Source organism: Dongia sp. (assembly GCF_041910485.1).
GTDB lineage: Bacteria > Pseudomonadota > Alphaproteobacteria > Dongiales > Dongiaceae > Dongia.
On record NZ_JAYRQR010000026.1, the window covers coordinates 133,887 to 158,670 of the forward strand.

Here is a 24,784-nt window from a genome sequence, read left to right on the forward strand (position 1 = left end):
TCCTTAGAATTCCAGAACGATATCGGCATGTTCGTGATCGCGGTAGGTTTCGACAAGCGCTTGGCGCAATGGTGTTGATCGAACGCCGAAGATACGTGGCCAATCGATCACCGGAAACTCTTCGGGTATCACCAGTGCTTCCAACTGCCGCGTGGTAAATGGCGGCGATCGATCGAAGACCGCATAGAGGCGCAACAGCCACCAGAAGAGCCGATAGGGGATATGAATAAGCAGCGTTCTTGCCCCGACGACGTCGCGGAGCTCCTTGATGAGATCGACATAGGCGATCCGCTCCAGACCGGAAATGTCAAAACTGCCGACCCGCCGGTCGGCGAGGCAGCTCAGAATGATGGCGGCGAAATCGCCGACATAAAGCGGTTGGCGAATGAAATGCCCCGTCCCGGGGATAGGAAAAATCGGACTTCTTTCCATGAAGCGGCGCAGCCATCCGAGATGCTTGCGGTCGTACCATCCGAACATCAAAGTTGGCCTCAGGATGACATGCGGAATACCCGCCGCTGCGACCATGGCCTCCTGCTGCTTCTTCGATTCGGTATAGTCGTCGACCGCCTGCGAATTGATCACCGACGAGCTGATGTGAATGATGTAGCCGACATGGGCGGCCTTGGCGGCTTTCAGGGCCAATTCAGTCGAGGTGATGTTGTTGCGCACGAATTCTTCGGCGTCGATGCCGCCGATCTGTGCGTGGCAGAGAATGAGCGTATCGCAGCCGATGAGCGCTTCTCGCCAGTTGCCGGCATCGGCCAGATCCGCCTCAATGATCTCGACCTCCGGATGAATTCGGCGGAAGATCGAAACATTGGCGTGATGCTTGTCGATGCCGACCAGGCCAATGTCGGGCCGATCCTTCAGCCTGGCAACCAGGTTTTGTCCGACCAGCCCGGCCGCTCCGGTGATGACGACTTTCTTCATCAGATCGACAGCCGGTTGAAGATCGCACTGGGAAGGTGCCGGATGACAAGCATGATCCAACGCCAGAATCCGGGCGCGTAGACGATGACAGCCTTGCCGTCAGCGGCTTTCCGGATTCGGCGCGCAACCCGGGCAGCGTCCGCCCACAGCAATCCCTTTTTTTCAAAGCCTGCCGTCATGGGTGTGTCTGTCGGGCCGATCTTCACGATAATCGCTCGCGGCCCGTCCGCCGCGAATTCGTGCGCCATGCCTTCAATCAGGGTGGCCGCCGCAGCCTTCATGGCGCCGTAAACATAATTGGCGCGCCGGCCACGATCACCGGCAACGGAGCCGAAGATCACCAGCGTTCCGTGCCCTTGCCGAAGCAGGATGGCGCGCACGGCCATCATCCACCGCGCGATCGAACGAAGGTTGATATCGATCTGACGATCCAATTCTTCCGGATCCGTGACAGACTGACCCTGGTCGCCAAGATAGCCGTGAGCGATGAAGGCATGGTCGATCACGGCACCGCTTCCGACAATACGCACGAATTGCGCCTCGATATCTGGCGACGATACGATATCCATCGCATGAACACTGACATCGGTGGCGCCAAGCACGCGCAGATTTGTTGCAATCTGCTCCAGGCGTGTTTCATTCCGACCGACCAGCAGCAATGAAGCACCTTCGGCCGCATAGAGCCGCGCCAATTGCTCGGCAATGGCGGATGTGGCGCCGACAATCAGGACATTCTTGGGTGCTGTCGATCCGCTCATGCCGACACACGGCGCCAGAAGGTGGAGCTGAATCGGGGATCGACAAAGGATGCAAACCGGTCAGCTTCCGGATAGCCGGATTTGAACATGGAAGCCGACATTCTGCCATCCTTTGCCGGATAGAGGCGACCGCGAGCGGCCTTGACGATGGCATCCAGCCGCTCGAACAAGGCCATTGTATCGCGGTCGCGATTGGGAAAATCCAGCGCCAAAGTCGTTCCCGCCTTCGGGAAGGAGAGCATCCCCGGCGAGGTGACATCGCCGAATGTCTTCAGGACGGCCAGAAACGAACCCTGGCCGGACTTTGAGATCGTGTCGAGAAGTTCGTGAACTGCGCCCTCCGCCGATTCGGTGGGAACGACACATTGATATTGATAGAAGCCGGCACGCCCATAGCACCGGTTCCATTGGCCGATCGCATCCAGGGGAAAGAAGAAGGGGATGAGCTCCTGCCGATAGGCCTGGCGACCAAGGCGTCCCGCCGTGAAGTAGAGGTCGTTGAAGAGCCGCAAGCCGTGCTTGTTGAGAAGTCCTGCAGGAAGGTCCGCCGGAACAGTCGGCCCGTGCGGGAATCGCACCGGACCGTCCGATGCCAAACCTAACCGTGCGCGCGAGAAAAGTCCGCGACCAAGCGAGGTTTCGCGGGCGAGGCAATCGACCCAGGCGACTGTGAATTCCCAGCTGTCGCTGCTCTCTTCGGCAATACGGAAGAAATCGGCGAGCGAATGAAAGGGCAATCTTTCTACTTCCAACCGATTGGATCCCAAAGGCAGCACGGCAATCTCCGCCCAGGCAATTGTGCCGGTCAAGCCGAGCCCGCCAATGGTCGCTGCAAAGAGGTCTGGATTCTGGTCTGGCGTCAAAAGAAGCGTGGCGCCGTCACTGCGCCGCAATTCCATCGCCCTGACCCATTTCCCGAATGTGCCGTTTCGATGATGATTCTTGCCATGCACATCATTGGCGATCATGCCGCCCAGGGTGACGAAGCGGGTTCCCGGCATGACCGGAACGATGAAACCGCGCGGCAGCAGAAAGCGCAGCAAAGCGTCGAGAGAAATTCCAGCTTCGGCCCGAATCACCTTCGCTTGAGGGTCGAATGCGAGAAGCCGGTCGCAAGGCACCATGTCGAGGATCGCCCCTCCGTCATTGGTGCCGCTATCTCCATAAGATCGGCCAAGGCCGACGGCGAGTAAACTGCCTCGGGACTTAGACGCTTCATCGATAAGCGCTGCGATTTCATCCCGCCAATGCACCGGTGCCATCCATTGACTGGCGGTGGGGATTCGCCCCCAGGAACGGCGATTCTCAGTTCGGCGAAACGCGTTCATAAGGCCATAACGAAAGCAGCGGCAACCAAGGCACCCAGCAACAGACTGGGCCGGTCCCGCAGGGCGAATGTGATCGGGTCATCCGGCATCTTGCCGCGATGCGCCAGCAACCAAACGCGGCCAAGCCAGATCGCCAGCAGCAAGGGCACTGCCCACAACGCCGTTGGGTGCAAAAAGGTATCGCGCTGAAACGCATCCAGCACCAGAAAGATGATCATGATGACAAGGGCGGCAATGCCTGAACCAACGCCGATCACCAATGTCAGGGCGGCATCTTCCGGTACGTAGCCGCGGCGTGCAAGAGCATTGCCGAGTTCCTGTGATCGAAGCAGCTCGGCATGTCGCTTGGCCAGCGCCAGATCGAAGAAGAAGAACATCGCGAATGTCAGCAACCATTCGGAATATCTGCCGCCGGTCAGGGCAATGCCCATGGTCAAGCGATTGGTGAAAAGCACGGCAATGACGACGGCATCGAGCAGCGGCACCGTTTTGAGCCAGAGGCTGTAGAGAAGCGTCAGTGTTACATAGACGAGAAGGAAGCCGGCAAAGGCTGCGGACAACAGCCAACCGAGTGCGACCCCACCGACAATGCCGATCATGGATGCAAGAGCTGCGTGAAGGACCGGGATAGCACCGCTGGCAATCGGCCGCTGGTGCTTCGACCAGTGCCGGCGATCCGCGCTGACGTCGCAGAGATCGTTGAAGAGATAGGTCGCAGAAACGACCAGCAACGATATGGCAAATCCAACCAGAATGCGCGTCAGGCTTTCCCCGCTGCTCCAGCCGCGGTCAAGCAGGAAGGGGACGAAGATCATCACGTTCTTGGCCCAGTGATGCGGCCGAATGGCCTGCAGCCACTGCCGCCACCCGGGCGCTGGCAGAAGATATGTTTCGGTGACGGACAGCGGCGGTGATGCGGAGATGGACCCGGCATGTGCGGACCGCGCCGGATGCGCCAGCAATTGAAATCCGCCGGGGAAGCGTGCCGCAAGCATTTCATCCGCTGGCAGCGGCGAAGCAATGCCGCGTAACGGGCCCTCGAGCGCGATCATGCCGGCCGCATCAGACAGCACGAACAAGGGCGTTCCGGCTTTATGCCGATCGGTCAACCAGTCGACGAGCGGCGCGGCGATCGGCAACGCCTTGGCATCAAGTTGCACGGTCCGGGCAATTCGGTCCCGCCAAGAATCGTAACCTCCACGGCCCAGCGCGCTGCACAGGGTGCGCTGCTGATGCAGCAGCCCGGCGATGAGTTGTTCGTGCAGGATATCAACGGGAAAGATCGTGCCATCAGCTTCGATCACGATGGGCAGATGCGCCGCGCCCTCCGGTTGCTGACTTGTGGAGGTATCGGGAGCTGGATCGTGTCGCAGATTGTCCGAGCCCACGCCGTGCCTCAGGATCCGATGACTGGCGGCGAAATGACGGGCGGCGAGACGACGGTCGGCGAACGGTGCGGTGCGAGGGACGAAGCACCTGCCGCCGGCTGCTGGCGTCGGGCATGGGCGAGCTCATCGCGTGAATGAGCGAGTTCGCGGCGTGTGTCGCGGAGCTTCTGCCGCGTGGTCCCGCCGGAGAGCCAGGCGACCAGGGCACCGAAGAGGAAGCCGAAGACGATGGCGCCGAGCGTGAAGAGGAAGAGCGGCGCGCTGATGTCCCACGGCAAGGGCCACAGGCTCAGGCTGACTTCTTGGCGGTTCATCAAGGCAAAGAGGATCACCAGCAAGGCGATCGGCAGGGTGACGATCCAGGCTACGCGATTCATGGGCTTCGCTTCCGTTCTACCTCATCCAAGCGGCGCCCCCGTCCCGGTCGGCAACGATGGACCTGCCCGGGCGAACTCCCCACACCAGGCCCGCTCAAAAAGGAGGCGGGCCGACGGCTACTCAGTTGCTGCCGGGTTCCTTGGCCGGTTGCGGCGGGATGGCTGCACCCGCATCGCCGGCGGGCTTGGCCGCCTCGGCCTTGGCATTCAAGCGATCGCGCAATTCCTTGCCGGTCTTGAAGAACGGCACCACTTTCTCGTCAACAGCCACGGTTTCGCCGGTGCGCGGGTTGCGACCCTTGCGGGCATCGCGCTGCTTGACTGAAAAAGCGCCGAAACCGCGCAGCTCGACGCGGTCGGACCGCGCCAGCGCATTGGTGATTTCCTCGAAAATGGCGGTGACGATCCGCTCCACATCCCGGTGATAGAGATGCGGATTAAGCTCGCCAATGCGCAGAATCAATTCCGATTTGGTCATTTCTTAGGTCCCCATCCGCCCAGCGAGCCCAAAACGGCATTTTCCCAGTCCGCCCAAGGCCCTCGGGCGCATCCCCTGCCCAATTAGTGGTGGAAGCGTGCCGGGAAAAATCGGCCTCGTCAAGGATAAGCCGCTCATTTCTCTATGTTTTTTGGCGGAAGAGGCGATCCGGAATAAGTTCGGGCCGGAAAGGTCGCCCCTTCCGGCCCGTCTTAACTCATTTTGACGCGTTTAAAGCGTCAAATGCGCAACAAAGTTACTCGACTTTCGAGTTACTCGTCGTCGCCCTTCTTCTTCTTGGCCTTGTTCAGGGCCGCACCCAGGATGTCGCCGAGGCTGGCGCCCGAATCGGACGAACCGAATTCGGCCATCGCCTGCTTGTCTTCTTCGACTTCGCGGGCCTTGATCGAGAGCGTGAGCTTGCGGGTCTTGGCGTCGACCTGGGCGATCTTCGCATCGACCTTTTCGCCGACCGCGAAACGGTCGGGACGCTGCTCGGTCCGCTCGCGCGAGAGGTCCGCCTTCTTGATGAAGCCCGGGACGCCGTCGCCGACGGTGACTTCGAGGCCGCCATCGGTCACCGCGGTCACGGTGCAGGTGACGACTTCGCCCTTCTTCAAGGTACCGGCCGACTCAGCGAAGGTATCCTTCTTGAGCTGCTTGATACCGAGGCTGATGCGCTCCTTCTCGATGTCAACATCGAGGAGCTTCACCTTCACGATCTGGCCCTTCTTGTAATCCTGCACGGCTTCCTCGCCGGCACGATCCCAATCGAGGTCCGAGAGATGGACCATGCCGTCGATGTCGCCCGGCAGACCGACGAACAGACCGAATTCGGTGATGTTCTTGATCTCGCCTTCGAGCTCGGTGCCCACCGGATGCTTGTCGACGAAGGACGACCACGGGTTGTCCATGCACTGCTTCAGGCCCAGGCTGATGCGACGCTTGGTCGGATCAACGTCGAGCACCATGACTTCGACTTCCTGGCTGGTCGAAACGATCTTGCCCGGATGCACGTTCTTCTTGGTCCAGCTCATTTCGGAGACGTGGACCAGGCCTTCGATGCCCGGCTCGAGTTCGACGAACGCGCCGTAATCGGTGATGTTGGTGACGCGGCCCTTCAGCTTCGCACCGACCGGATACTTCGCGGCAACGCCTTCCCACGGATCCGCCTCAAGCTGCTTCATGCCGAGGCTGATGCGCTGCGTCTCCGGGTTGAAGCGGACGACCTGAACGTTGACGGTCTGGCCGATGTGGAGCGCTTCGCTGGGATGGTTGATGCGGCGCCACGCGATGTCGGTGACGTGCAGCAGACCGTCGACGCCACCGAGGTCAACGAACGCACCGTAATCGGTGATGTTCTTGACGACGCCCTGCAGAACCTGGCCTTCCTTGAGGTTGGCGACGAGTTCGCTGCGGGCTTCGGCGCGGCTCTCTTCGAGCACGGCGCGACGCGAGACGACGATGTTGCCGCGCGCGCGGTCCATCTTCAAAATCTGGAACGGCTGCGGGGTGCCCATGAGCGGACCCACATCGCGCACCGGACGGATGTCGACCTGGCTGCCCGGCAAGAAGGCCACGGCGCCCGAGAGGTCGACGGTGAAACCGCCCTTCACGCGACCGAAGATCACGCCGGTCACGCGCTGGTTGTCCTTGAACTGCTTCTCGAGAGCGGTCCAGGCTTCTTCGCGCTTGGCCTTCTCGCGGCTCAGCATCGCTTCGCCGTTCTTGTCTTCCATGCGCTCGAGATAGACCTCGACGACGTCGCCGATCTTGATCTCGGCCTTGCCCGACGGGCCGCCGAACTCACGCAAGGCCACGCGGCCTTCGGACTTCAGGCCGACATCGACCAGGGCGAATTCGCCATCGATGGCGACGACGGTGCCGGAGAGCACCGAGCCTTCGAGGCCCTGGGCGGAGCCCAATGTTTCTTCGAGGAGGGCTGCGAAGCTTTCCTTGGCAGCGGGAATGTCGTGGGTGGCAACGCGGGCCACAGCAGATTTAGCCATTAGAGTTTAGTTCCTTTCATCATCATTTTTCCGGCCAGCCGGTTGGCTCCGGCGGTCTCATGGGTACGCAGTTGAAAAAACGAAACCCGAGGATCAGCGCTTTAAGCGCTCCTCCACGATCGCTTTGGCTTTCGCGAAGACCTGATCGATATCGAGATCCGAGGTGTCGAGGTGAACGGCATCTTCGGCCGCTTTCATCGGGGCATCGGCGCGCGCTGCATCGCGGGCGTCGCGGGCCCTGATATCCTCTAAAACCCGGGCGTATATAGCTTCTTCGCCCCGGGCTTGCAACTCCTTGAGGCGCCGGTTGGCCCGCGCCTCGGCACTGGCCGTGACGAAGATTTTGACCTCCGCCTCGGGGCAGATGACCGTGCCTATGTCGCGCCCGTCCAGAACAGAACCGGAACGCTTCTTTCCATCCACATCAGGTTGTGGTTCGGCGGCGAATCGGCGCTGCCAGTCGAAGAGTGCCGCCCGGACGCCCGGGATCGCCGCCACCTTGGAAGAGGCATCGCCGGCCTTGGCCGAGCGCAGTTCCGGGTCGGACAGGAGGTCGTGGCCCAGGGTCTTGGCAGCCTCGGTCGCAGCTGCCGGGTCGGTGGGGTCACCGCCCGCCCGCAGGACTGCAAGGCCCACGGCCCGGTAAAGCGATCCGGTATCGAGGTAAGCGAGGTTGTAATGGGCAGCCAAACGCTTGGCGAGCGTGCCCTTACCCGCGGCGGCCGGACCGTCGAGGGCGATGACGAAGGGCTTCGTCATGCCTTCACCGCCGCGATGGTGCCGCCCATGCCGTTCATCAACTCGACAAAACCGGGGAAGGAGGTGTCGATGGGTGAGCCATCGTCGATGCTGACCGGTTTCTCGGCGGCGAGACCCAGAATGAGGAACGACATCGCCGGCCGGTGGTCGAGATTGACGGCGATATGGGCACCACCCTTGGGGCGCTTGCCATTGCCTTTGACGGCGAGCCAGTCTTCGCCCTCTTCGACAGCAACGCCGCAGGCGGCGAGACCGCGCGCCATAGCGCCGAGGCGGTCGCTTTCCTTGACGCGGAGTTCACCGAGACCCAGCATTTTCGTCGTGCCTTCGGCGAAGGACGCCGCCACCGACAGGATTGGATATTCGTCGATCATCGACGGGGCACGTTCCGCCGGCACCGTGACGCCCTTCAAGTGCGAATGCTTCACATGGAGGTCGCCGACCTTCTCACCAGCTTCGATGCGCGCGTGTCGCACCTCGATCGATGCTCCCATTTCGATGAGCGTGTCGATGAGGCCGATGCGATGCGGATTGAGGCCGACATTCTCGATGAGGATATCGGAACCCGGCAGAATGAGTGCTGCGACGATCGGGAAAGCAGCCGAGCTCGGATCACCCGGCACGATCACCTTGCGGCCTTTGAGTTCGACATGGCCCTGCACCGAAGAGGCCCGCCCTTCGGGCGTTTCCTCGACCTTCACCTCGACGCCGAAGCCCCGCAGCATCAGTTCGGTGTGATCGCGCGTCGCTTCCGGCTCAATCACCGTGGTCGTCCCCGGCGTGTTGAGCGCGGCAAGGAGAATGGCCGACTTCACCTGTGCGCTGGCGACCGGCAGCTTGTAGGTGATGGGCCGCGGGCTGCCGGTGCCGATCACGGCGAGTGGCGGGCGGCCCTTGGACCTTGTTACGAATTTGGCGCCCATCTCACCAAGCGGATCGGTAACGCGCGCCATCGGGCGCGAACGCAATGAAGCGTCGCCAGTAAAGAAGGTCGTCATCGGATAGGGTGCGACAAGCCCCATGAGAAGGCGCGTCCCGGTACCGGCATTGCCGAGGTCGAGCACATCGGCCGCTTCCGCAAGACCGCCATTCCCGCGGCCGCGCGCACGCCAGATGCCGTCGCTGCCTTTTTCTGTCTCACCGCCCAGGAGGCGCATCGCCGCGGCGGTACGCAGAACATCCTCGCCTTCCAGCAGGCCGTGGATCTCGGTCTCACCGAGGGCCAGGGCGCCCAGCATCAACGCCCGGTGCGAGACGGATTTGTCACCCGGCACCCGGATGGTGCCTTTGAGGCCGCTGCCCGTACCCGAAATCAGGGGGCGTGGTTCCGCGTGATGCTTGCTCATTCAGCTTCCGGTCCGAAATGTCCTGGTTGGCCCCGATCTGGGGCCGGCGCGGCGCCTCTCTAGCACAAGGGGGCCAAACAAGCACAGAGGTAGGTACAGGGGGGAGGTGCAGGGGTGAATACGGGCGGGGGTTCCAGATGGAACGCGGATCCCGAATCCCAAGGGTCACCGAGGCCGAATTTGGGCTCGTTCTGAAGGCGTTGACAGGTGGCGCACCCTATGGCAATTGGCACCCCCACCCAAGAACCCGAGCGGAGAGACCAGGTGAGCAAGCCGGAATGGGGCACCAAGCGCGTCTGCAGCAGTTGCGGTGCTCATTTTTACGACATGCGCAAGGCAACGATCGTCTGCCCGAAGTGCAAGACGGTTTATGATCCTGACGCCGTCATGAAGAGCCGCCGCCGCGTCGCCGAGAAGATGACGCCGGTCAAATCCGCCGCCGAGCCGGATGTCGACGACGTCGTCGTTGAAACCGAGGCTGACGAGGAGGATATCGGCGAGGAAGAGGATGTCGTCCTGGAGGATGCGTCCGAACTCGGCGAGGATGACGAGGATATCTCCGAGGCCATCGAAAAGGGCGATGACGAGGGTTGATCGGCAAGGGCGGAAGACTTTCCGCCTTTGAAAAGATTGCCCTTTTTTCTGCTTGAATTCCGGGCGGCGTCCACTTAGGTTCCAGCCCGTTCGATCGCCCCCCAGGGACGGCTCATCAAGCCCTCCGGCGGTCACCCGAGTTTCGGGCCCATAGCTCAGCTGGGAGAGCGCCACAATGGCATTGTGGAGGTCAGCGGTTCGATCCCGCTTGGGTCCACCAAATGAAAAACCCCCGCGACCGGTACCCGGCGCGGGGGTTTTCGTTTCTGCCCGATGGATCGACAGGCTTACCCGGCGCGGACGCGGTCAAGGAAGTTGCGGATCTCGCTGCGCATTACATCCGCCTGATGCGAGAGGTCTGAGGCCGCACCGAGCAAACCGCCGGCGAGGCGACCGGATTCCGTCAGGGCCGACGAGACGCCCGAGATGTTCTGGGACACATCGCGCGTGCCGTCCGCCGCCTGCTGGATCGAGCGCGAGATTTCGCGGGTGGCGGCACCCTGCTCCTCGACCGCGGCGGCGATGGTGGCGGCGATCTGATCGATGCGGCCGATCGTGTCAGTGATGCCGCGGATCGCCTGCACCGCATTGCCGGTCGCACTCTGGATGCTGCTGATCTGCCCGGTGATCTCTTCGGTGGCGCGCGCCGTCTGGCTGGCGAGGTTCTTCACTTCGCTTGCCACCACGGCAAAGCCCTTGCCGGCATCGCCGGCACGGGCCGCTTCGATCGTTGCGTTCAACGCGAGGAGGTTGGTCTGGTTGGCAATGTCGCGGATGAGGTTTGCCACATCGCCAATGCGCTGGCTCGCCTGCGCGAGACCGTTGATGGTCTCGTCGGTCTGCTTGGCTTCGGTAACGGCCTGCGAGGCGATCGCGGTCGATTGCGAGACCTGCTGGCTGATCTCGCTGATCGAGGCGCTGAGTTCCTCGGTCGCGGCGGCAACCGATTGCACATTGTTGAAGGCCTGCTCCGATGCGCTGGCCACGATCGATGCCTGGCCGTTGGTCTGGTCGGTATTGTCGGCCATCGACTGGGCGGAGGATTGCAGTTCGACCGCGGCGCCGGAGACTTGGTTGACCACGGCCTGGACCGAGCTTTCGAACGTATCGGCGAGCGTCATCATGGCGTGGCGCTTTTCCTCGCGCGCGCGTTCTTCATGGGCCGCGCGCTCCTGGGCGAGGCGGTCCATTTCCAGCGCATTGTCCTTGAAGACCGCAAGGGCCCGCGCCAGCGCACCCATTTCGGCCTTGTTGTCGGTGCCTTCGACGCTGATCGTTTTGTCGCCTTCGGCAAGGCGCATCATGCTGGACGTGGTGCGCGCGAGCGGCCGCGAAATGCTGCGCGCGATGATGTAGGAGATGAGGACCGTCACGGCCAGGATGACGAGGATCACCAAGCCTTGCTGCAGCATCTGCGCATAGAAGATGCGATTGACGTCGTCGACATAGATGCCTGAGCCGATGACCCAGCCCCAGGGCTCATAGCCCTTCACGAACGAGACTTTAGGTACCGGCTTTTCGGCACCCGGCTGCGGCCACATGTAATCGACGAAACCTTCGCCCTTCGTCTTCACGATGTCGACCATCTCGGCGAAGAAGGCCTTGCCGTTGGGATCCTTGAGATCGGCGAGGGTTGGCCGCTCCAGCAATTTCTTGGCAAAGGGATGCATCACCATCTTGGCGTTGATGTCGTTGATCCAGAAATATTCCTTCTCGTCGTAGCGCAGCTGCTCGAGCGCCGTTATCGCGGCCGCCTTGGCGTCGGCCTCCGGCATCTTGCCCGTTTTGGCAAGGTTGCCGAAGTAGGCGACGATGCCTTGCGCCACTTCGACCACATGCTGCGTCTTCACTTTGCGGTCGTTGAGGAGCGTGTCACGCAGGTCGAAGGCGGCATGAATGCCGATCGCCACCATGCCAACGACGGCGGCAAGGACCACCAGCGCAAGACGCGTGGCGATCTTGAAGTCCCTGAAACGCATGTTGAGCCCCCTTCTCCGATGAACGGGACATTCACGCGCAAATCGGCGCGCGCATTCGTCCCGAAATTGCTGCACATGCGTAAACTTTAAGGCTTGGCCCCTAATACCTGATTAACATTATCGGGGATTATTCCCGGGTCTTTAGGGTTATTTTCCGAATTCACTGTCTATGAATAGGGTTTCTCAAACACTAAGGACGAGAATCCCAGGCCAGTTCGTCTTAGGCCAATTCGTCGCGGGTGAGGTTGCCGTAATCCTCGATCGCCACGCATCGATCGATCGGGGCATCGTCCCTTGGGGCGAGTGGCCAGACCCCGGTGAAGATCTTCCGGCGCGCGCCATGACGCGTGGCGATTTCCACTTCGTTGAAAAGCGGAATCCGCTCGGTGATGTTGCGCGTGAAGCCTTCCAGGACCGTCGCCTGTCCCTTGGGCGAACTCCAGGGTATCTGCCCCAGATAATGGCCCGTGATCTCGCCCCGGAACTCGACGATCATCGTCCCGGCGAGACGGTAGCGAATGCGCAGCGGGTCATACTCGACCCCGGCCACGATCAGATTGGGCAGCAATCGCTTGATCTCGCTGGGATCGATATCGGACCAGCTTGGCAGGGCCCAGGTGCCGCGCTTGGCCAACCAATAGGCATGAAAATCCGTCACCAGACTGGGCGGAATGAGGCCGATATCCGTTTCGCGTCGGACCAGATTGTGCTGCGTTTGCCCAAACAAGACCGCCGCCCCGGTCGTCTGGATTAGGGCACGAGAAGGAGCGCCGCGTCGCGGTGTCCCTTATATTCCGCAATCTGCTGCGGGATACCGCCGCGATACATCTTTGCCCGCTTGTTGGCGCCATGTTTCAACAGGGTCTTGATGGCGTTGATGGAACCGCCCTCGGCGGCATGATGGAGCGGCGTGAAGCGCGTGCGGTTCTGCGATTCGATATTGGCGCCGGCTGCAAGCAGCACCTCGATCACGTCTGCATGGTCGTTGAGGGCGGCATAGTTCAGCGCCCGTCGGCCGTTCTTGTTCTCCGAAAAGTCGATACCCTCGATGTCGGCGCCGGCGGCAAGGGCTGCCTTTACCGCCGCCACATCGCCGTCCGCCGATGCCTTCCACAGATCCTTGGTGGCCTGGCTTGCCGGTTGGTCCGGAATCTCCAGCCGGCCAGGGGCGGCGTCAGCCGAGCCGCCGCCCGGGCCGGCGCAGCCGATCACCATCGGCGCCACGGCGCCCAGCACGGCAAAACCCGCGAGTCGGCCCAGCATGTGCCGACGCGATTTCTTCAAGATCATGTCATTCCCCCGAATATTCCATGTCTTTTAATACTTTAGCGTGGCGTCCCCCAAGTGCAAGATATTTGCAACAGAGCGCTGACTTGATTTCTTAACCTAGATTACTATCTCAATTGTCAACGGCGCCTCTTGCGCGCGGCCTCATCGAGGCCGCTGCCGACTGGGCCGTGAAGACCGGTTCGCCGCCTGAGCGGGGGCCGGGTCCGTCGATCCGCCGCTCGCTCGAAAGGAGGAGCCATGTCACGCCTGTCACTCTTCAACAGCCCGCTTCTTCTGGGCTTCGACCAGTTCGAGCGCACGCTCGACCGCGTCGCCAAGGCCGGCGCCGAAGGATATCCGCCTTATAATATCGAGCAGGTCGGCGACGATCGCCTGCGCATCACCTTGGCGGTTGCCGGCTTCGCGCTCGACGATCTCGACATCCAGATCGAAGACAATCAGCTCACCGTGCGCGGCAAGCAGAAGGACGACCCTGCCCGCGTCTATCTCTATCGCGGCATCGCCGCGCGGCAGTTCCAACGCAGCTTCGTGCTGGCCGACGGCATCGAGGTAGGCACTGCCGCGCTGGACAACGGTTTGCTGTCGATCGAACTCAACCGACCCAAGATCGAGAGTCGCGTTCGTACCGTGCCGATCCGCAAAGCGACCGGCGACAATCATGAAGGCCGCGTGGCCATCGACAATGTCGACGCCGCGGCCAGGGAGTGACCCACATGGCCAATAAGAGCACGATCAAGACCGATACCTCACCCGCGGTGACGCAGCAGCAATTGCTGGCCCTCGGCCTCAACAACGTGGCCTATGTGCGCGATGTGGAAGTCGACGGCGGGACCGCCTTCGGCATCTTCGCCGCCAACGGCCAGCAGCTGGCCGTTCTTCCCGACCGCGAGGCGGCCGAAGCGGCCGTCTGGGAAAATGGCCTCGCACCGGTGACGATCCACTAATCCCGATTCACTGGTCGCACCTCCGCCGAACAGATAAGAAAAAACGCCCCGCGCAAGCGGGGCGTTTTCATGTCGATCGATTGATGTGCCGATCAGGCGGCGTGCGAATGCGCGCCGTCGGTGAGCAAGGCATAGATCGCATCGGCTTCTGTGGTGCCGCGCAGCTTCTCGCAGATGGCGCGGTCGCGTAAGAGGCGCGAAACGCGTGCAAGTGCTTTGAGATGATCCGCACCGGCACCTTCCGGCGCCAGCAGCAGGAAAATGAGATCGACCGGTTGCTCATCGATCGCGTCGAAATCGATGGGCGTTTCCAAACGGCCGAAGAGACCGAACATCTTCTTGGCTTCCGGCAGCTTGCCATGCGGAATGGCGATGCCGTTGCCGACACCGGTGGTGCCCAAACGCTCGCGTTCCAGCAGCACGTCGAAAATGGCGCGCTCATGCAGGCCCGAAAGCTCGGCGGCGCGGCGCGCCATGTCCTGCAACGCCTGTTTTTTGTTGCCAGCTTTCAGCTTCGCCAGAACGTGGGCGGGGCTTGCGAGCAGATCTTCGATTTCCATTTGCCTTGCCTCGTGAGACGCCGCCGGCCGGATGAGCGGTCGGCGGCGCCGGAATGAAGCGCGCTATGCGCGCGCCGCGGCTTCGAGACCGGGATCGACCCAGCCGATATTGCCGTCGTTGCGACGATAGACCATGTTCAAGCCGCCATGCGCGCGGTTCAGGAACATCATGGCCTGCTGATTGGCGAGGTCGAGACGCATCACCGCCTCGCCCACGGTCAGGGTCGGAATGCTGGTCTGCATTTCCGCGACGACGACGGGATGGTGGACGCTGTCGGTGCCGTTCGTGTGCTCCGGCTCCTCCGCCTCATCACCTTCCTGCGCCAGGACGTAATATTGCGAGCGACGCTCCTCGGTCGCGGCGCGATGATGGTCGCGCAGGCGTCGCTTGTAGCGCCGCAGGCGCTTGGCCAGCGTTTCCGCGGCAAGATCATAGGCACCGTTGGCGGTCTCCGCCTCGCCTTCCGACTGCAGCATGATGCCGCGTCCGACATGGACGGAAATCTGCGCAGCGAACAGGTGGGCTTCGCGTGACATCGTCACCGTGGCTTCGATCGGGTTCGAGAAATACTTCGCGAACACATGGTCGAGGCTTTCGGCCGCGCGGGTCTTCAGCGCGTCGCCGATTTCGATGTTCTTACCTTTGACGGTCAGGTTCATGGGCATGTTCCTGCAAACTTGGTGCGATCCTCGGTGATGGAATGAGAGCTGACGGCCTGCCAACCCGTTCCTGCGTCACCGGACGATCGAACCCATCGACACTTCGGTCGGTCATTCCGACAGGCGCCAAAAGGCCACCTGCCATGCCGGCCAGCGAAATCCACGACCCGGGTTTTCCAACCCGAAAGATTCCTCCAGAAGCGTCACGCCGCCGGTCTCATGGAGGTCCGGCGGCGCGGCCGGGACCATAGCGACCTTGTTGGCGATGTCAACGTCTACCGAGGCGGGTCGAGGACCATATTCAAGGCCTCATCCTACCGGCGTTAACACCTCCTTATACTCTGGTGGGCGTTAAGGAATCGCTGCGACCGGGCGGTCGCAATCCCCCCATAACAAATGATGTGGCCCCAATCAGGCCGAACGCAAGGCTTTCTCGCGCCGGCGCTGTACCGACGAAGAAATTCTTAATGATTCCCGATATTTAGCAACCGTCCGACGGGCGATATCGACACCTTGGGATTGCAGGATCGTGACCAGCCGGTCGTCGGATAGGATATCGTTCGCGGCTTCGGCATCGATCAATTCCTTGATGCGCTGCCGAACGGCCTCGGCGGAGTGGGCCGCTTGGCCGTCGGCGCCCTGGATGGCCGCCGTGAAGAAATAGCGCAGTTCGAACACACCGCGCTGGGTCGCCATGAACTTGTTCGTCGTAACGCGGCTCACCGTACTTTCATGCATGCCGATCGCTTCGGCGATGTCGCGGCGGATGAGCGGCTTCAAATGCTGGACGCCGTGCAGGAAGAAGGCCTCCTGCTGGCGCACGATCTCGCTCGCCACTTTAAGGATGGTCGTCGCGCGCTGGTGCAGCGTCTTCACCAGCCAGTTGGCGGTGGCTAGGCGCTCGTTGAGATAGTCCTTCTCCGCCTTGCTCTGCGTCTTGGGCAGCACGCGCGCATGATATTGCTGATTGACGAGAAGGCGCGGCAATTGCTCGGCATTGAGTTCGACCGACCAGGATCCGTCCGGCCTTCGCCAGACCATGATGTCGGGAACGACCGCCTGCACATCCGCCTGTTCGAAACTTGCACCGGGCTTCGGGTTGAGGGCGCGGATCTCCGCCACCATGTCGGCAAGGTCTTCGGCATCGATGCCGCACAGCTTCATCAGCTGATGGCGATCATGCTTGGCCAGAAGTTCGAGATTGTCGAGCAGCGCCTGCATCGCCGGATCGAGCCGGTTGCGTTCCTTGAGCTGCAGCGCCAGGCATTCCGACAACGAGCGTGCAAAGACGCCCGTTGGGTCGAATTGCTGCAGTTTCACGAGAACCCGTTCCACCTGTGGCAGCGGACAGCCAAGACGCTCGGCTAGCCCGCCGAGATCACCGGCCAGATAGCCGGCCTCATCCAGCATGTCGATGAGCTGCAGCCCGATCAGGCGTTCGGTCGGGTCCTGGAGGTCGAGATAGAGCTGCCGCTCCAGATGCTCGCGCAGGGTCTCGGCCTTGGTCAGCGTCTGCTCAAGCCCGAATTCCGAATCGGTGAAATCGTTGCGCCCCCCGCCGGACCCGCTGCCCGACCAGTTCTCCGCAAATCCGGATTCGGCCGCCACATCGGAACCGCGCTCGGCGCTCCTGTCCTCGGCTGTGTTGTAGAGATTGTCGTAATCGGTATCGAGCGGCGATTGCCGATCGTCGGCCATCGACTCGCTCTGCACATATTCGCTGCTGTCGAGCACGCGATCCCCTGCTGGGGCTTCGGCCGGTTCGTTGGTCAGCGCCTCCATACTGGCCAGGCGCCCGCTCTCGTCACCAAGGATGGCACGCTCGTCCTCGCCGCGCTCGAGCAAGGGATTCTGCTCCAGCTCCTGCTCGACATAGGCAGCCAGTTCCTGGTTGGAAAGCTCAAGCAGCTTGATCGCCTGCTGAAGCTGCGGTGTCATCACCAGGCTTTGCGCCTGGCGCAAATCCATGCGCTGCGTTATCGCCATAGGTTCAGCGTACTACAGCGAGAATCTTTCTCCAAGGTAAACGCGCCGGACATCCTCGTCGGACACAATGTCGGCGGGCGTGCCTTCGCGCAGCACTTCCCCTTCGTGCAGGATATAGGCCCGATCGACGATTTCCAGCGTGTCGCGGACATTATGGTCCGTGATGAGAACGCCGATCCCCCGGTCCTTGAGATGCGAGATGATATCGCGAATCTCGTTGACCGTGATGGGGTCGATGCCGGCCAGCGGCTCGTCGAGGAGGATATAGCTGGGGCCGGTCGCCAGGGCGCGCGCGATTTCGACACGGCGCCGTTCACCGCCGGACAGGGCCATTGCCGGCACCTTGCGAAGGTGCGAAACGGAAAAATCCGCCAGCAATTGTTCCAGCTTCGCCTCACGGGAAGCAGCGTCGCCGTCGACCACCTCCAGCACTGCCAGGATGTTGTCCTCGACGCTCATGCCGCGAAAGATGGATGCTTCCTGCGGCAGATAGCCGATGCCGCTGCGCGCGCGCTCGAACATCGGCTGGTCGGTCACTTCGCTGCCGTCCAGGAAGATGGCGCCCGCATCCGCCTTGATGAGCCCGGTGATGATATAAAAGCAGGTCGTCTTGCCGGCGCCGTTGGGTCCCAGGAGGCCCACGGCTTCACCGCGCCGGACGCCCACGGACACATCGCGCAACACGGGCTTCTTCTTGTACTTCTTGCCCAGATGATAGGCGCACAGACCCTGCACGGATGTCGGATCGATGACCGTGCCGTTGACCACGAAGGCCGGATGACCGTTGACGCCGGCATCGGCCGCCGGCGCGGCGTCGGCCTGCTGGCCGATCACGTCTTCATTCTTGTCGGCGCCGTCACTCATTGACCGTTGGTGCCCGAATTCTGGTTGTCGTTCGATTTCGGCTTGATGAACGTATGCACGCGCTGGCCACCGCCCAGGATGCGGCTCACCTTGTTCTTGTTGTCGATCTCGGCGCGTTGGCCGCGATATTCGTTCTGCCCGTCGACGATGCGCACATCGCCCGTCATCAGCGCGATGTCGGTGTCGGGATTGTAGGCGAAATGCTTGGCATAGATGGTCTGCCCGTTGTTCAGCACCTTCACCTTGCCGTCGGCCTGGATCTGGGAAAGCTTGCTCTTCCCTTCTGCATCCTTGGCAAAATAGAGCGTCGCCGTGTCGCCGAAAATACGCGTGTCGTTGCGCACGACAGCCGCGTTGCCGCGCGCCGTGATGGCGTTGCGCCCGGTCCAATATTCGATCCGGTCCCGCGCCGTCACCGTGTCGTTCTCGCTGACGATCTTCAAATTGTTGCCGGTCAGCAGCAGAAGCTTCTGCGTCGCGTCATATTCGCCCTTGTCGCCGTGGCCGACCGAACTGCCCGACGTTACTTTGACATTGCCGGTGGCAAGGATGCGGTCGAACGAGCCTTCCTCGCCGCTGGTATAAAAGACCAGCGTGTCGGCGCCGATCGAGGAATCGCCCTGTGTGGCGACGGCATTGCCGCGCGCCGTATAGGTCTTTTCCTTGCTGCGCCATTCGATGCCCTGATCGGCACCGAGTTCAAAGGGTTGCGAATCATCGCCGAAATCCATGCCGCCGCCGGTTGCGGCTGGCGCGGCTGTCTCGGCCGGTGCCGCAGCGTCGGTCGTTTCCTGCGCCGAGGCAGGCTGCATGGTGCCGAGCGCCAACACTACGAAAATGGCGGCTCCAGCGAGCCAGACGCGCTTGCCGCCAGCGCCAGTTGCGGTCATGGCACCCCCACTCATTCGCCGCTTCCCTTCTGTTTCGGCAGGATCTTCAGATGCGATTTCCCCTTGAAGACGACGGTCGCACCGTCATCCAGCATCTCGAACCCTTCCGCGGATATTTCGCGCCGGTCATCGGTGCCGGTGACGGCGGCCGAGCCGAAAGCGGTATTGGCCTTCAAATCCATCGCCGCCTCATCGGTCACGAAGACCAGCCCGTTATCGTGATAGACTGTGACGGCGCCTTTGAGGTCGACCTTGTCGAGTTTGCGGTCATAAAGACCTTGTTCGGCCGTGATGGCGATCCAGGTCTGCTGCGAAAGCTCGATCTCGGCCTGCGGCTCCTCCAGATCGACCAGATCCTTGTTGTCTTTGGCTTCGGTCGCCGACAGGGCGGTCACTGAAAAGGGCCGGTCGGATTTGCTTTTGCCCTCGAAGGAAATGCCACTCACCTTCATGCCGACATCAAGCTTGGGCGCATCCTCGACCTTGTCGATCGCGACGCGCGTATTGCTCTGCGACACATAGGAGCTGTAGGTCAGATAGCCGATAACGCCGAGGGCGAGGATGGGCAGGCTGATCTTGAGCCACAACAGCCGGCTGCGCTTGCGGTTGAAGATGGCGCGCGGGTCCGACAGTTTGGGACCCACCAGATCCTTGGGCGCCCTCAGCTTATCCATGAAATCGCGCATCGACATCGGTTCAGTGCCTCAAGCCACGCCGGCGCGCAGGCAATCGTGAAGCCGGATGATGCCGACCGGCCGTGCGCCGTCGACGACGAAAAGTGACGTGATCGATTTCTCGTTCATGATGCGCACTGCTTCAGCCGCCAGGGCCTGGGTGGCAATGGTCAGCGGATGGGCGGTCATGACGGCGGTGACACTCTGCGCCAGCAGATCGCCACCCATGTGACGGCGCAGGTCGCCGTCGGTGATGATGCCGACCAGATCGCCCTTGTGGTCGACGGCGCCGACGCAGCCGAAAGTCTTGCTGGTCATCTCGATGAGCGCCTGGCTCATGGGTGCCGTCTCGGCGATGAGGGGAACTTCCTTCTCGACATGCATCAGATCCGCAACGCGCAGCAGCTTCTGTCCCAGCTTCCCGCCGGGATGCAGCTGATGGAAATCCTCCGCCGAGAAGCCCTTGCGGTCGAGGAGCCCCAGCGCCAGGGCATCGCCCAGTGCCAGCATCATCGTGGTCGAGGATGTGGGGGCAAGCCCCAGGGCGCCCGCTTCGCCGGTCGCCGGCAGCGCCAGCGTCACGTCGGCGGCATTCCCCAGGGTCGAATTGCGGCGACTGGTGATGGCGATGAGCGGAATGCACCAGCGCCGCGAATAGGTGATGAGGTCCGCCAACTCCGCTGTCTCACCTGAATTGGACAGGGCCACGACCGCATCGGCCGACGTCACCATGCCCATGTCGCCGTGACTGGCTTCCGCCGGGTGGACGAACTGCGCCGGCGTGCCGGTCGAGGCCATGGTGGCGGCGATCTTGCGGGCGACATGGCCGGACTTGCCCATGCCCGTGACGATCACACGCCCGGTCGCGGCATGGAGGATGTCGAGCGCCTTGGCGACGAGGTGCCGGCCGTCCCGGCTGTCGAAGGTCGCAAAAAGCTGACCCAGCGCCGCATGCTCCTCGGCCAGCACCGTGAGCGCTGCCGCCAGGCCGCCATTTTCCCCGGCTTTCGGGGCGCTCGCTTGGCTCATGATGGGCACCGAAGCCATTCTCAAACAGTCAGAATCGGGATTGCGGGAATGTAAATTTCACTGTCGGGGCTTCAAACTAGCGCCAAATGAAGGGCGAATCCACCAAGAGCGCACCCCCCGTCTTAACTAGGGTGAGGGCAGATTCCTGTCAAGCAAAAGCCCCCAATGGCACCAAGGGGTTAGCCCCTCTGCGGCAACATCGGCACCGACCTCAGTGGGCGAAGATGTCGGGGTCCTCGTACCCCAGCAGGTCGAGCCGTGACCGGCTGGGCAAAAAGTCATAACAGGCCTTGGCCAGCTCGACCCGGCCCTCGCGCAAGAGGATTTCGTCGAACTTCTCTTTCAACCGGTGGAGGTGGAGGACGTCGGAGGCCGCGTATTTCAGCTGATCGTCATTGAGCTGCGGCGCCCCCCAGTCGGAACTCTGCTGCTGCTTCGAGATTTCGACGCCGAGCAGTTCCTTGCACAAATCCTTGAGGCCGTGGCGGTCGGTGAAGGTGCGGGTGAGCTTCGCCGCGATCTTGGTGCAATAGACCGGTTGGCACGCGATTCCCAGGTAATGCCACAGGACGCCGAGATCGAATCGGGCGAAATGGAAGATCTTGAGGACCGCCGGGTCCTCAAGCAGGGCCTGAAGGCGCGGCGCCCGGTGCGGCCGATCAGGCCGGCAGAGCGGGATCTGGACCAGATGGCAGATGCCGTTTCCGGCGGAAAGCTGCACCAGGCACAGCCGGTCGCGATGCGGGTTGAGACCCATCGTCTCGGTATCGATGGCAACGCTCGCCCCGAAATCGAGGCCTTCCGGCAGATCGCCCTGATGCAGATGGATCGTCATGAAGCCTCCTTGAGCGCAGCCGAAATTTCGGCGCCACCCCGCCAGTGGGGGCTATAGCTCCAAAAGGGAGGATGAGCCCCCAACACGAAGCTGGAGTTTGGTGCCCAGGAGAAGACTCGAACTTCCACGGGTTGCCCCACAGGTACCTGAAACCTGCGCGTCTACCAATTCCGCCACCTGGGCAGGGGGCCGAAAGCCCGCGCATTCTCTTCAGGAGCATCCGAAAGTCAACCCCGATATGTGAGGTTTGGCCGGCAAGTTGCCAAATCGCGCTCCCGGTCCATAATCCGGGGTGAATTCGGGGGCGTAAAAGGCCGGTTACAGGGCGTTTTCGGAGGCAGGAGAAGCACCATGTCACAGGGTCTCGTCACCGTTTTCGGCGGTTCCGGCTTCATCGGCCGCTATGTCGTGCAACGCCTCGCCCGAGCCGGCTGGCAGGTGCGAATCGCCGTCAGGCGGCCCGACGAAGCCTTGTTTCTGAAGACAGCGGGCGATGTCGGACAGGTGACGCCCATCGCCGCCAACATCCGCGATGACACATCAGTGGCCGCCGCCGTCGCCGGGGCCGATGCCGTGGTGAATCTCGTAGGTATTCTGGCGGAAGGTGGGCCACAGCGCTTCGACACGGTCCAGGCCAAGGGTGCCGCGCGCATCGCCGCGGCGGCGAAGGCAGCGGGGGCTAAGCGCCTCATCCAGATCTCGGCGATCGGCGCCAACCCGCAATCCGAAGCGCGCTACGCAAGATCGAAGGCGGAAGGCGAGGAAGCGGCCAAGCGCGCCTTTCCAGATGTCACCATCCTGCGCCCCTCGATCGTCTTCGGGCCGGAGGATGATTTCTTCAACCGCTTTGCGCGCATGGCGCTGATGTCGCCGGCCCTGCCGCTGATCGGTGGCGGACATACCAAATTCCAGCCCGTCTATGTGGGCGATCTCGCCGCCGCGGTCGAACGCACGCTGGGCGATCCGGCGACGATGGGCAAGACTTACGAACTGGGCGGCCCGCGCACCTATACCTTCCGCGCGTTGATGGAGATGCTGCTGAAAGGGATCGGTCGCTGCCGTCTGCTGGTGCCGCTGCCCTTCGCGATCGCCACGATCAAGGCGGCCTTTCTGCAATTGCTGCCGGTGAAACTGCTGACCGTCGATCAGGTGCGGCTGCTGCGCCATGACAATGTGGTGGGCGCCAACGCGGCCGGCTTCAAGGAGTTGGGACTCATTCCGACGCCGCTCGAATCGATCCTGCCCACCTATCTCGATCAATACCGGCCATCGGGCTTCTACAACAAGGGCTGATGCACATGCGCTTTCTCGTGTTCCAACACATCGCCTGCGAGCATCCCGGCATCTTCCGCGATTTCCTGAAGGAAGACGGCATCCCTTACGACGCCGTCGAACTCGATGAAGGCGAGGCCATTCCGGCGCTCGACAAATATGATGCGCTCTGGGTGATGGGCGGACCGATGGATGTGTGGGAAGAAGACCAGCATCCGTGGCTGAAGCCTGAGAAAGCGGCGATCCGCGAAGCCGTGCTGACGCGCAAAATGCCCTATCTCGGCCTCTGCCTCGGCCATCAATTGCTGGGAGCAGCCCTCGGCGGCAAGGTCGGCAAAATGAAAGCGCCGGAGGTCGGCATCCTCGATGTCGAGCTCACGGCAGAAGGCCGTGCCGATCCGATCTTTGCTGGCATGGCAACCAGACAGAAAGCATTGCAATGGCACGGTGCAGAAGTGCAGACCGCACCGGCGGGCGCCATCATCCTCGCTTCATCGCCGCTCTGCCCAAACCAGGCGATGCGTGTCGGCGCGCTTGCTTATGGCTTGCAATATCATATGGAGCTCACCAGCCGCACCGTGCCGGAATGGGGCGAAGTACCGGCCTATGCCTGTTCGCTTGACGATACGCTGGGCAAGGGCGCGCTGCCGAAATTGCGCGACGCGGCCGCTGCCTTGATGCCAGACTTCAACCGCGCCGCCAGGCAGCTCTATGAAAATTGGATGGGGCTGGTGCGCTTGAATTCGCGCGCGGCCCAATAGAATAAAATCGGGCATCGCTGCCGGATCTTTAGGGGAACCGGCGGCGACACCCGAGGCAGCCGCCCTGGCACAGGGGACGGCCGGCCGGACTCGGCTGCCAACCCTGTGTCGCCGGCACGCGCCGGATGGTTCAAAGAAAAGTTCAGGCGTTCACGAGCAAACGTTCTGCCAGCCGCCGCCATAGATCGACCACAGCAGAACGGCGCCCAGGATGATGCGGTAGATGACGAAGGGCGCGAAATTCGCGCGGCGCAGCCAGTACATCATGAAGGCGATGGCGAGAAAGCCGGCGATGGCGGAGAAGCCCGCCATCATCGCCGCCCGTTCCATTTCGGCAAAGTCGCCGCCCCTGACCAACTGATAGCCCTTGTAGAGGCCGGCCGCCGCGATGGTCGGAATCGAGAGCAGGAAGGAGAAGCGGGCCGCTTCCTTCCGTTCATAGCCGAGGAGCCGCGCCATCGTCATGGTGATGCCGGACCGGCTGGTGCCGGGGATGAAGGCGATGCATTGGAAAATGCCAATGGCGAGCGCCGAGCCGGCCGTCATGTGCTCGATGCGCCGCACGGTGAGGCCGACGCGGTCGCAGATATAAAGAAGGATGCCGAAGCCAATGAGCGTCGCCGCGATGATGCGCGTGTCCCGGAGCGCGTCGCCGGCCCATTTGTCGAGCGCGAAGCCGATGGCGAGGGCCGGCACCGAGGCCACCAGCAGCAGCCAGACGAGCCTGGCCCGGTTGTCGCGCTTGCCGCGCGCCAGCTTGATGAGCCCCGCCCCCATATTGGCGACGTCGCGCCAGAAATAGACGAGCACCGCGACCAGCGTGCCGACATGGGCGGCGACGTCGAGGGTCAAACCCTGGTCGGGCCAGCAAAAGAGCTTTGGCACCAGAATAAGGTGGCCCGAAGAGGAAATAGGCAGGAATTCGGTGATCCCCTGCACGATGGCCAGGATCAGAATGTCGATATTCGGCACGAAGCAGCCATCCCCAAGGCAGCGGTCTGGCGCTGCCTGTCACAGAGACTCAAGTGAATCAGTGCCTTGGCTTATAGCACGCGACCCGAATCCTGCCG

26 protein-coding genes and 2 tRNA genes are annotated in these 24,784 nt (G+C 62.1%); 6 read left to right on the forward strand and 22 right to left on the reverse strand.

What is annotated here, in order from left to right; translation table 11 throughout:
• Positions 1 to 3 precede the first annotated feature (3 nt).
• The 9 genes from ACE3PP_RS08105 to aroA form a co-directional block, all read right to left on the reverse strand.
• Positions 4 to 933: an NAD-dependent epimerase/dehydratase family protein gene (locus ACE3PP_RS08105; RefSeq protein WP_374380293.1), complete on the reverse strand. Its 930-nt coding sequence runs from the start codon at positions 931 to 933 to the stop codon at positions 4 to 6.
• Positions 933 to 1,691 carry an SDR family NAD(P)-dependent oxidoreductase gene (locus ACE3PP_RS08110; RefSeq protein ID WP_374380295.1) on the reverse strand — a complete coding sequence of 253 codons (759 nt, stop codon included), beginning with the start codon at positions 1,689 to 1,691 and terminating at the stop codon, positions 933 to 935. The genes ACE3PP_RS08105 and ACE3PP_RS08110 overlap by 1 nt, the downstream gene beginning before the upstream one ends.
• Positions 1,688 to 3,019, reverse strand: coding sequence for an FAD-dependent oxidoreductase (locus ACE3PP_RS08115; protein ID WP_374380298.1), 1,332 nt, complete (start codon positions 3,017 to 3,019; stop codon positions 1,688 to 1,690). Before ACE3PP_RS08115 ends, ACE3PP_RS08110 begins: the two co-directional genes overlap by 4 nt.
• Positions 3,016 to 4,407 (reverse strand): UbiA family prenyltransferase, encoded by a 1,392-nt coding sequence (locus tag ACE3PP_RS08120; protein WP_374380301.1) that lies wholly within the window; start codon positions 4,405 to 4,407, stop codon positions 3,016 to 3,018. Before ACE3PP_RS08120 ends, ACE3PP_RS08115 begins: the two co-directional genes overlap by 4 nt.
• 8 nt (positions 4,408 to 4,415) lie before the next feature.
• Positions 4,416 to 4,784: a lipopolysaccharide assembly LapA domain-containing protein gene (locus tag ACE3PP_RS08125; RefSeq protein ID WP_374380304.1), complete on the reverse strand. Its 369-nt coding sequence runs from the start codon at positions 4,782 to 4,784 to the stop codon at positions 4,416 to 4,418.
• A gap of 121 nt (positions 4,785 to 4,905) precedes the next feature.
• Positions 4,906 to 5,262 (reverse strand): integration host factor subunit beta, encoded by a 357-nt coding sequence (gene ihfB / locus ACE3PP_RS08130; protein ID WP_374380307.1) that lies wholly within the window; start codon positions 5,260 to 5,262, stop codon positions 4,906 to 4,908.
• A 272-nt stretch (positions 5,263 to 5,534) separates the two neighbouring features.
• On the reverse strand, positions 5,535 to 7,271 hold the full coding sequence (gene rpsA / locus ACE3PP_RS08135) for a 30S ribosomal protein S1 (protein ID WP_374380310.1): 1,737 nt from the start codon (positions 7,269 to 7,271) through the stop codon (positions 5,535 to 5,537).
• A 93-nt stretch (positions 7,272 to 7,364) separates the two neighbouring features.
• Positions 7,365 to 8,030 carry a (d)CMP kinase gene (gene cmk, locus ACE3PP_RS08140; RefSeq protein ID WP_374380312.1) on the reverse strand — a complete coding sequence of 222 codons (666 nt, stop codon included), beginning with the start codon at positions 8,028 to 8,030 and terminating at the stop codon, positions 7,365 to 7,367.
• On the reverse strand, positions 8,027 to 9,376 hold the full coding sequence (aroA, locus tag ACE3PP_RS08145) for a 3-phosphoshikimate 1-carboxyvinyltransferase (RefSeq protein WP_374380314.1): 1,350 nt from the start codon (positions 9,374 to 9,376) through the stop codon (positions 8,027 to 8,029). The genes cmk and aroA overlap by 4 nt, the downstream gene beginning before the upstream one ends.
• Before the next feature lie 264 nt (positions 9,377 to 9,640).
• Here aroA and ACE3PP_RS08150 point away from each other — a divergent pair, with 264 nt between their 5' ends.
• Positions 9,641 to 9,970 (forward strand): TIGR02300 family protein, encoded by a 330-nt coding sequence (locus ACE3PP_RS08150; protein WP_374380317.1) that lies wholly within the window; start codon positions 9,641 to 9,643, stop codon positions 9,968 to 9,970.
• Between the two features lie 144 nt (positions 9,971 to 10,114).
• A tRNA-Ala gene (locus ACE3PP_RS08155) sits at positions 10,115 to 10,190 on the forward strand.
• Positions 10,191 to 10,257: 67 nt separating this feature from the next.
• Here ACE3PP_RS08155 and ACE3PP_RS08160 read toward each other — a convergent pair.
• The 3 genes from ACE3PP_RS08160 to ACE3PP_RS08170 form a co-directional block, all read right to left on the reverse strand.
• Positions 10,258 to 11,949 carry a methyl-accepting chemotaxis protein gene (locus tag ACE3PP_RS08160; protein WP_374380320.1) on the reverse strand — a complete coding sequence of 564 codons (1,692 nt, stop codon included), beginning with the start codon at positions 11,947 to 11,949 and terminating at the stop codon, positions 10,258 to 10,260.
• A gap of 220 nt (positions 11,950 to 12,169) precedes the next feature.
• Positions 12,170 to 12,676 (reverse strand): PAS domain-containing protein, encoded by a 507-nt coding sequence (locus tag ACE3PP_RS08165; RefSeq protein WP_374380323.1) that lies wholly within the window; start codon positions 12,674 to 12,676, stop codon positions 12,170 to 12,172.
• Positions 12,677 to 12,699: 23 nt separating this feature from the next.
• Positions 12,700 to 13,239 (reverse strand): ankyrin repeat domain-containing protein, encoded by a 540-nt coding sequence (locus ACE3PP_RS08170; RefSeq protein ID WP_374380326.1) that lies wholly within the window; start codon positions 13,237 to 13,239, stop codon positions 12,700 to 12,702.
• A gap of 237 nt (positions 13,240 to 13,476) precedes the next feature.
• Between ACE3PP_RS08170 and ACE3PP_RS08175 the strand changes: the two genes are divergently transcribed.
• Positions 13,477 to 13,947 (forward strand): Hsp20 family protein, encoded by a 471-nt coding sequence (locus ACE3PP_RS08175; protein WP_374380328.1) that lies wholly within the window; start codon positions 13,477 to 13,479, stop codon positions 13,945 to 13,947.
• Between the two features lie 5 nt (positions 13,948 to 13,952).
• On the forward strand, positions 13,953 to 14,183 hold the full coding sequence (locus tag ACE3PP_RS08180; RefSeq protein WP_374380331.1) for a DUF1150 family protein: 231 nt from the start codon (positions 13,953 to 13,955) through the stop codon (positions 14,181 to 14,183).
• A gap of 92 nt (positions 14,184 to 14,275) precedes the next feature.
• On the opposite strand, the gene ptsN is transcribed toward ACE3PP_RS08180, so the two are convergent.
• The 9 genes from ptsN to ACE3PP_RS08225 all read right to left on the reverse strand — a co-directional run bounded on the left by ptsN (position 14,276) and on the right by ACE3PP_RS08225 (position 21,864).
• Positions 14,276 to 14,743, reverse strand: a complete 468-nt coding sequence (ptsN, locus tag ACE3PP_RS08185) for a PTS IIA-like nitrogen regulatory protein PtsN (protein ID WP_374380334.1) — start codon at positions 14,741 to 14,743, stop codon at positions 14,276 to 14,278.
• Positions 14,744 to 14,806: 63 nt separating this feature from the next.
• Entirely contained in the window at positions 14,807 to 15,403 is a 597-nt protein-coding gene (gene hpf, locus ACE3PP_RS08190) for a ribosome hibernation-promoting factor, HPF/YfiA family (RefSeq protein WP_374380337.1), read from the reverse strand.
• Between the two features lie 411 nt (positions 15,404 to 15,814).
• A complete protein-coding gene (gene rpoN / locus ACE3PP_RS08195; protein ID WP_374380340.1) occupies positions 15,815 to 17,389 on the reverse strand; it encodes an RNA polymerase factor sigma-54 in 1,575 nt (524 codons plus the stop codon).
• A 12-nt stretch (positions 17,390 to 17,401) separates the two neighbouring features.
• A complete protein-coding gene (lptB, locus tag ACE3PP_RS08200) occupies positions 17,402 to 18,253 on the reverse strand; it encodes an LPS export ABC transporter ATP-binding protein (RefSeq protein WP_374380342.1) in 852 nt (283 codons plus the stop codon).
• Positions 18,250 to 19,158 (reverse strand): LptA/OstA family protein, encoded by a 909-nt coding sequence (locus tag ACE3PP_RS08205; RefSeq protein WP_374380345.1) that lies wholly within the window; start codon positions 19,156 to 19,158, stop codon positions 18,250 to 18,252. The genes lptB and ACE3PP_RS08205 overlap by 4 nt, the downstream gene beginning before the upstream one ends.
• On the reverse strand, positions 19,155 to 19,835 hold the full coding sequence (gene lptC / locus ACE3PP_RS08210; RefSeq protein WP_374380348.1) for an LPS export ABC transporter periplasmic protein LptC: 681 nt from the start codon (positions 19,833 to 19,835) through the stop codon (positions 19,155 to 19,157). The genes ACE3PP_RS08205 and lptC overlap by 4 nt, the downstream gene beginning before the upstream one ends.
• 12 nt (positions 19,836 to 19,847) lie before the next feature.
• Entirely contained in the window at positions 19,848 to 20,846 is a 999-nt protein-coding gene (locus ACE3PP_RS08215) for an SIS domain-containing protein (protein ID WP_374380351.1), read from the reverse strand.
• 211 nt (positions 20,847 to 21,057) lie between these two features.
• Positions 21,058 to 21,681, reverse strand: a complete 624-nt coding sequence (locus ACE3PP_RS08220; protein ID WP_374380354.1) for a ribonuclease D — start codon at positions 21,679 to 21,681, stop codon at positions 21,058 to 21,060.
• 98 nt (positions 21,682 to 21,779) lie between these two features.
• Positions 21,780 to 21,864, reverse strand: a tRNA-Leu gene (locus tag ACE3PP_RS08225).
• A gap of 168 nt (positions 21,865 to 22,032) precedes the next feature.
• On the opposite strand from ACE3PP_RS08225, the gene ACE3PP_RS08230 reads away from it, so the two are divergent.
• The gene (locus ACE3PP_RS08230; protein WP_374380357.1) at positions 22,033 to 22,974 is read left to right on the forward strand and encodes a complex I NDUFA9 subunit family protein; all 942 of its coding nucleotides are present in this window, start codon (positions 22,033 to 22,035) and stop codon (positions 22,972 to 22,974) included.
• Between the two features lie 5 nt (positions 22,975 to 22,979).
• Positions 22,980 to 23,714, forward strand: coding sequence for a type 1 glutamine amidotransferase (locus tag ACE3PP_RS08235; RefSeq protein WP_374380360.1), 735 nt, complete (start codon positions 22,980 to 22,982; stop codon positions 23,712 to 23,714).
• 150 nt (positions 23,715 to 23,864) lie between these two features.
• On the opposite strand, the gene ACE3PP_RS08240 is transcribed toward ACE3PP_RS08235, so the two are convergent.
• Positions 23,865 to 24,686 carry an undecaprenyl-diphosphate phosphatase gene (locus ACE3PP_RS08240; protein WP_374380362.1) on the reverse strand — a complete coding sequence of 274 codons (822 nt, stop codon included), beginning with the start codon at positions 24,684 to 24,686 and terminating at the stop codon, positions 23,865 to 23,867.
• Positions 24,687 to 24,784: the final 98 nt, after the last annotated feature.

Coding starts and splice junctions, on each gene's coding strand:
- ACE3PP_RS08105 (WP_374380293.1), bottom strand. CDS start 933: ATGAAGAAAGTCGTCATCACCGGAGCGGCCGGGCTGGTCGGACAAAAC.
- ACE3PP_RS08110 (WP_374380295.1), bottom strand. CDS start 1,691: ATGAGCGGATCGACAGCACCCAAGAATGTCCTGATTGTCGGCGCCACA.
- ACE3PP_RS08115 (WP_374380298.1), bottom strand. CDS start 3,019: ATGAACGCGTTTCGCCGAACTGAGAATCGCCGTTCCTGGGGGCGAATC.
- ACE3PP_RS08125 (WP_374380304.1), bottom strand. CDS start 4,784: ATGAATCGCGTAGCCTGGATCGTCACCCTGCCGATCGCCTTGCTGGTG.
- ihfB (WP_374380307.1), bottom strand. CDS start 5,262: ATGACCAAATCGGAATTGATTCTGCGCATTGGCGAGCTTAATCCGCAT.
- rpsA (WP_374380310.1), bottom strand. CDS start 7,271: ATGGCTAAATCTGCTGTGGCCCGCGTTGCCACCCACGACATTCCCGCT.
- cmk (WP_374380312.1), bottom strand. CDS start 8,030: ATGACGAAGCCCTTCGTCATCGCCCTCGACGGTCCGGCCGCCGCGGGT.
- aroA (WP_374380314.1), bottom strand. CDS start 9,376: ATGAGCAAGCATCACGCGGAACCACGCCCCCTGATTTCGGGTACGGGC.
- ACE3PP_RS08160 (WP_374380320.1), bottom strand. CDS start 11,949: ATGCGTTTCAGGGACTTCAAGATCGCCACGCGTCTTGCGCTGGTGGTC.
- ACE3PP_RS08170 (WP_374380326.1), bottom strand. CDS start 13,239: ATGATCTTGAAGAAATCGCGTCGGCACATGCTGGGCCGACTCGCGGGT.
- ACE3PP_RS08175 (WP_374380328.1), top strand. CDS start 13,477: ATGTCACGCCTGTCACTCTTCAACAGCCCGCTTCTTCTGGGCTTCGAC.
- ACE3PP_RS08180 (WP_374380331.1), top strand. CDS start 13,953: ATGGCCAATAAGAGCACGATCAAGACCGATACCTCACCCGCGGTGACG.
- ptsN (WP_374380334.1), bottom strand. CDS start 14,743: ATGGAAATCGAAGATCTGCTCGCAAGCCCCGCCCACGTTCTGGCGAAG.
- hpf (WP_374380337.1), bottom strand. CDS start 15,403: ATGAACCTGACCGTCAAAGGTAAGAACATCGAAATCGGCGACGCGCTG.
- rpoN (WP_374380340.1), bottom strand. CDS start 17,389: ATGGCGATAACGCAGCGCATGGATTTGCGCCAGGCGCAAAGCCTGGTG.
- lptB (WP_374380342.1), bottom strand. CDS start 18,253: ATGAGTGACGGCGCCGACAAGAATGAAGACGTGATCGGCCAGCAGGCC.
- ACE3PP_RS08205 (WP_374380345.1), bottom strand. CDS start 19,158: ATGAGTGGGGGTGCCATGACCGCAACTGGCGCTGGCGGCAAGCGCGTC.
- lptC (WP_374380348.1), bottom strand. CDS start 19,835: ATGTCGATGCGCGATTTCATGGATAAGCTGAGGGCGCCCAAGGATCTG.
- ACE3PP_RS08215 (WP_374380351.1), bottom strand. CDS start 20,846: ATGAGCCAAGCGAGCGCCCCGAAAGCCGGGGAAAATGGCGGCCTGGCG.
- ACE3PP_RS08220 (WP_374380354.1), bottom strand. CDS start 21,681: ATGACGATCCATCTGCATCAGGGCGATCTGCCGGAAGGCCTCGATTTC.
- ACE3PP_RS08230 (WP_374380357.1), top strand. CDS start 22,033: ATGTCACAGGGTCTCGTCACCGTTTTCGGCGGTTCCGGCTTCATCGGC.
- ACE3PP_RS08235 (WP_374380360.1), top strand. CDS start 22,980: ATGCGCTTTCTCGTGTTCCAACACATCGCCTGCGAGCATCCCGGCATC.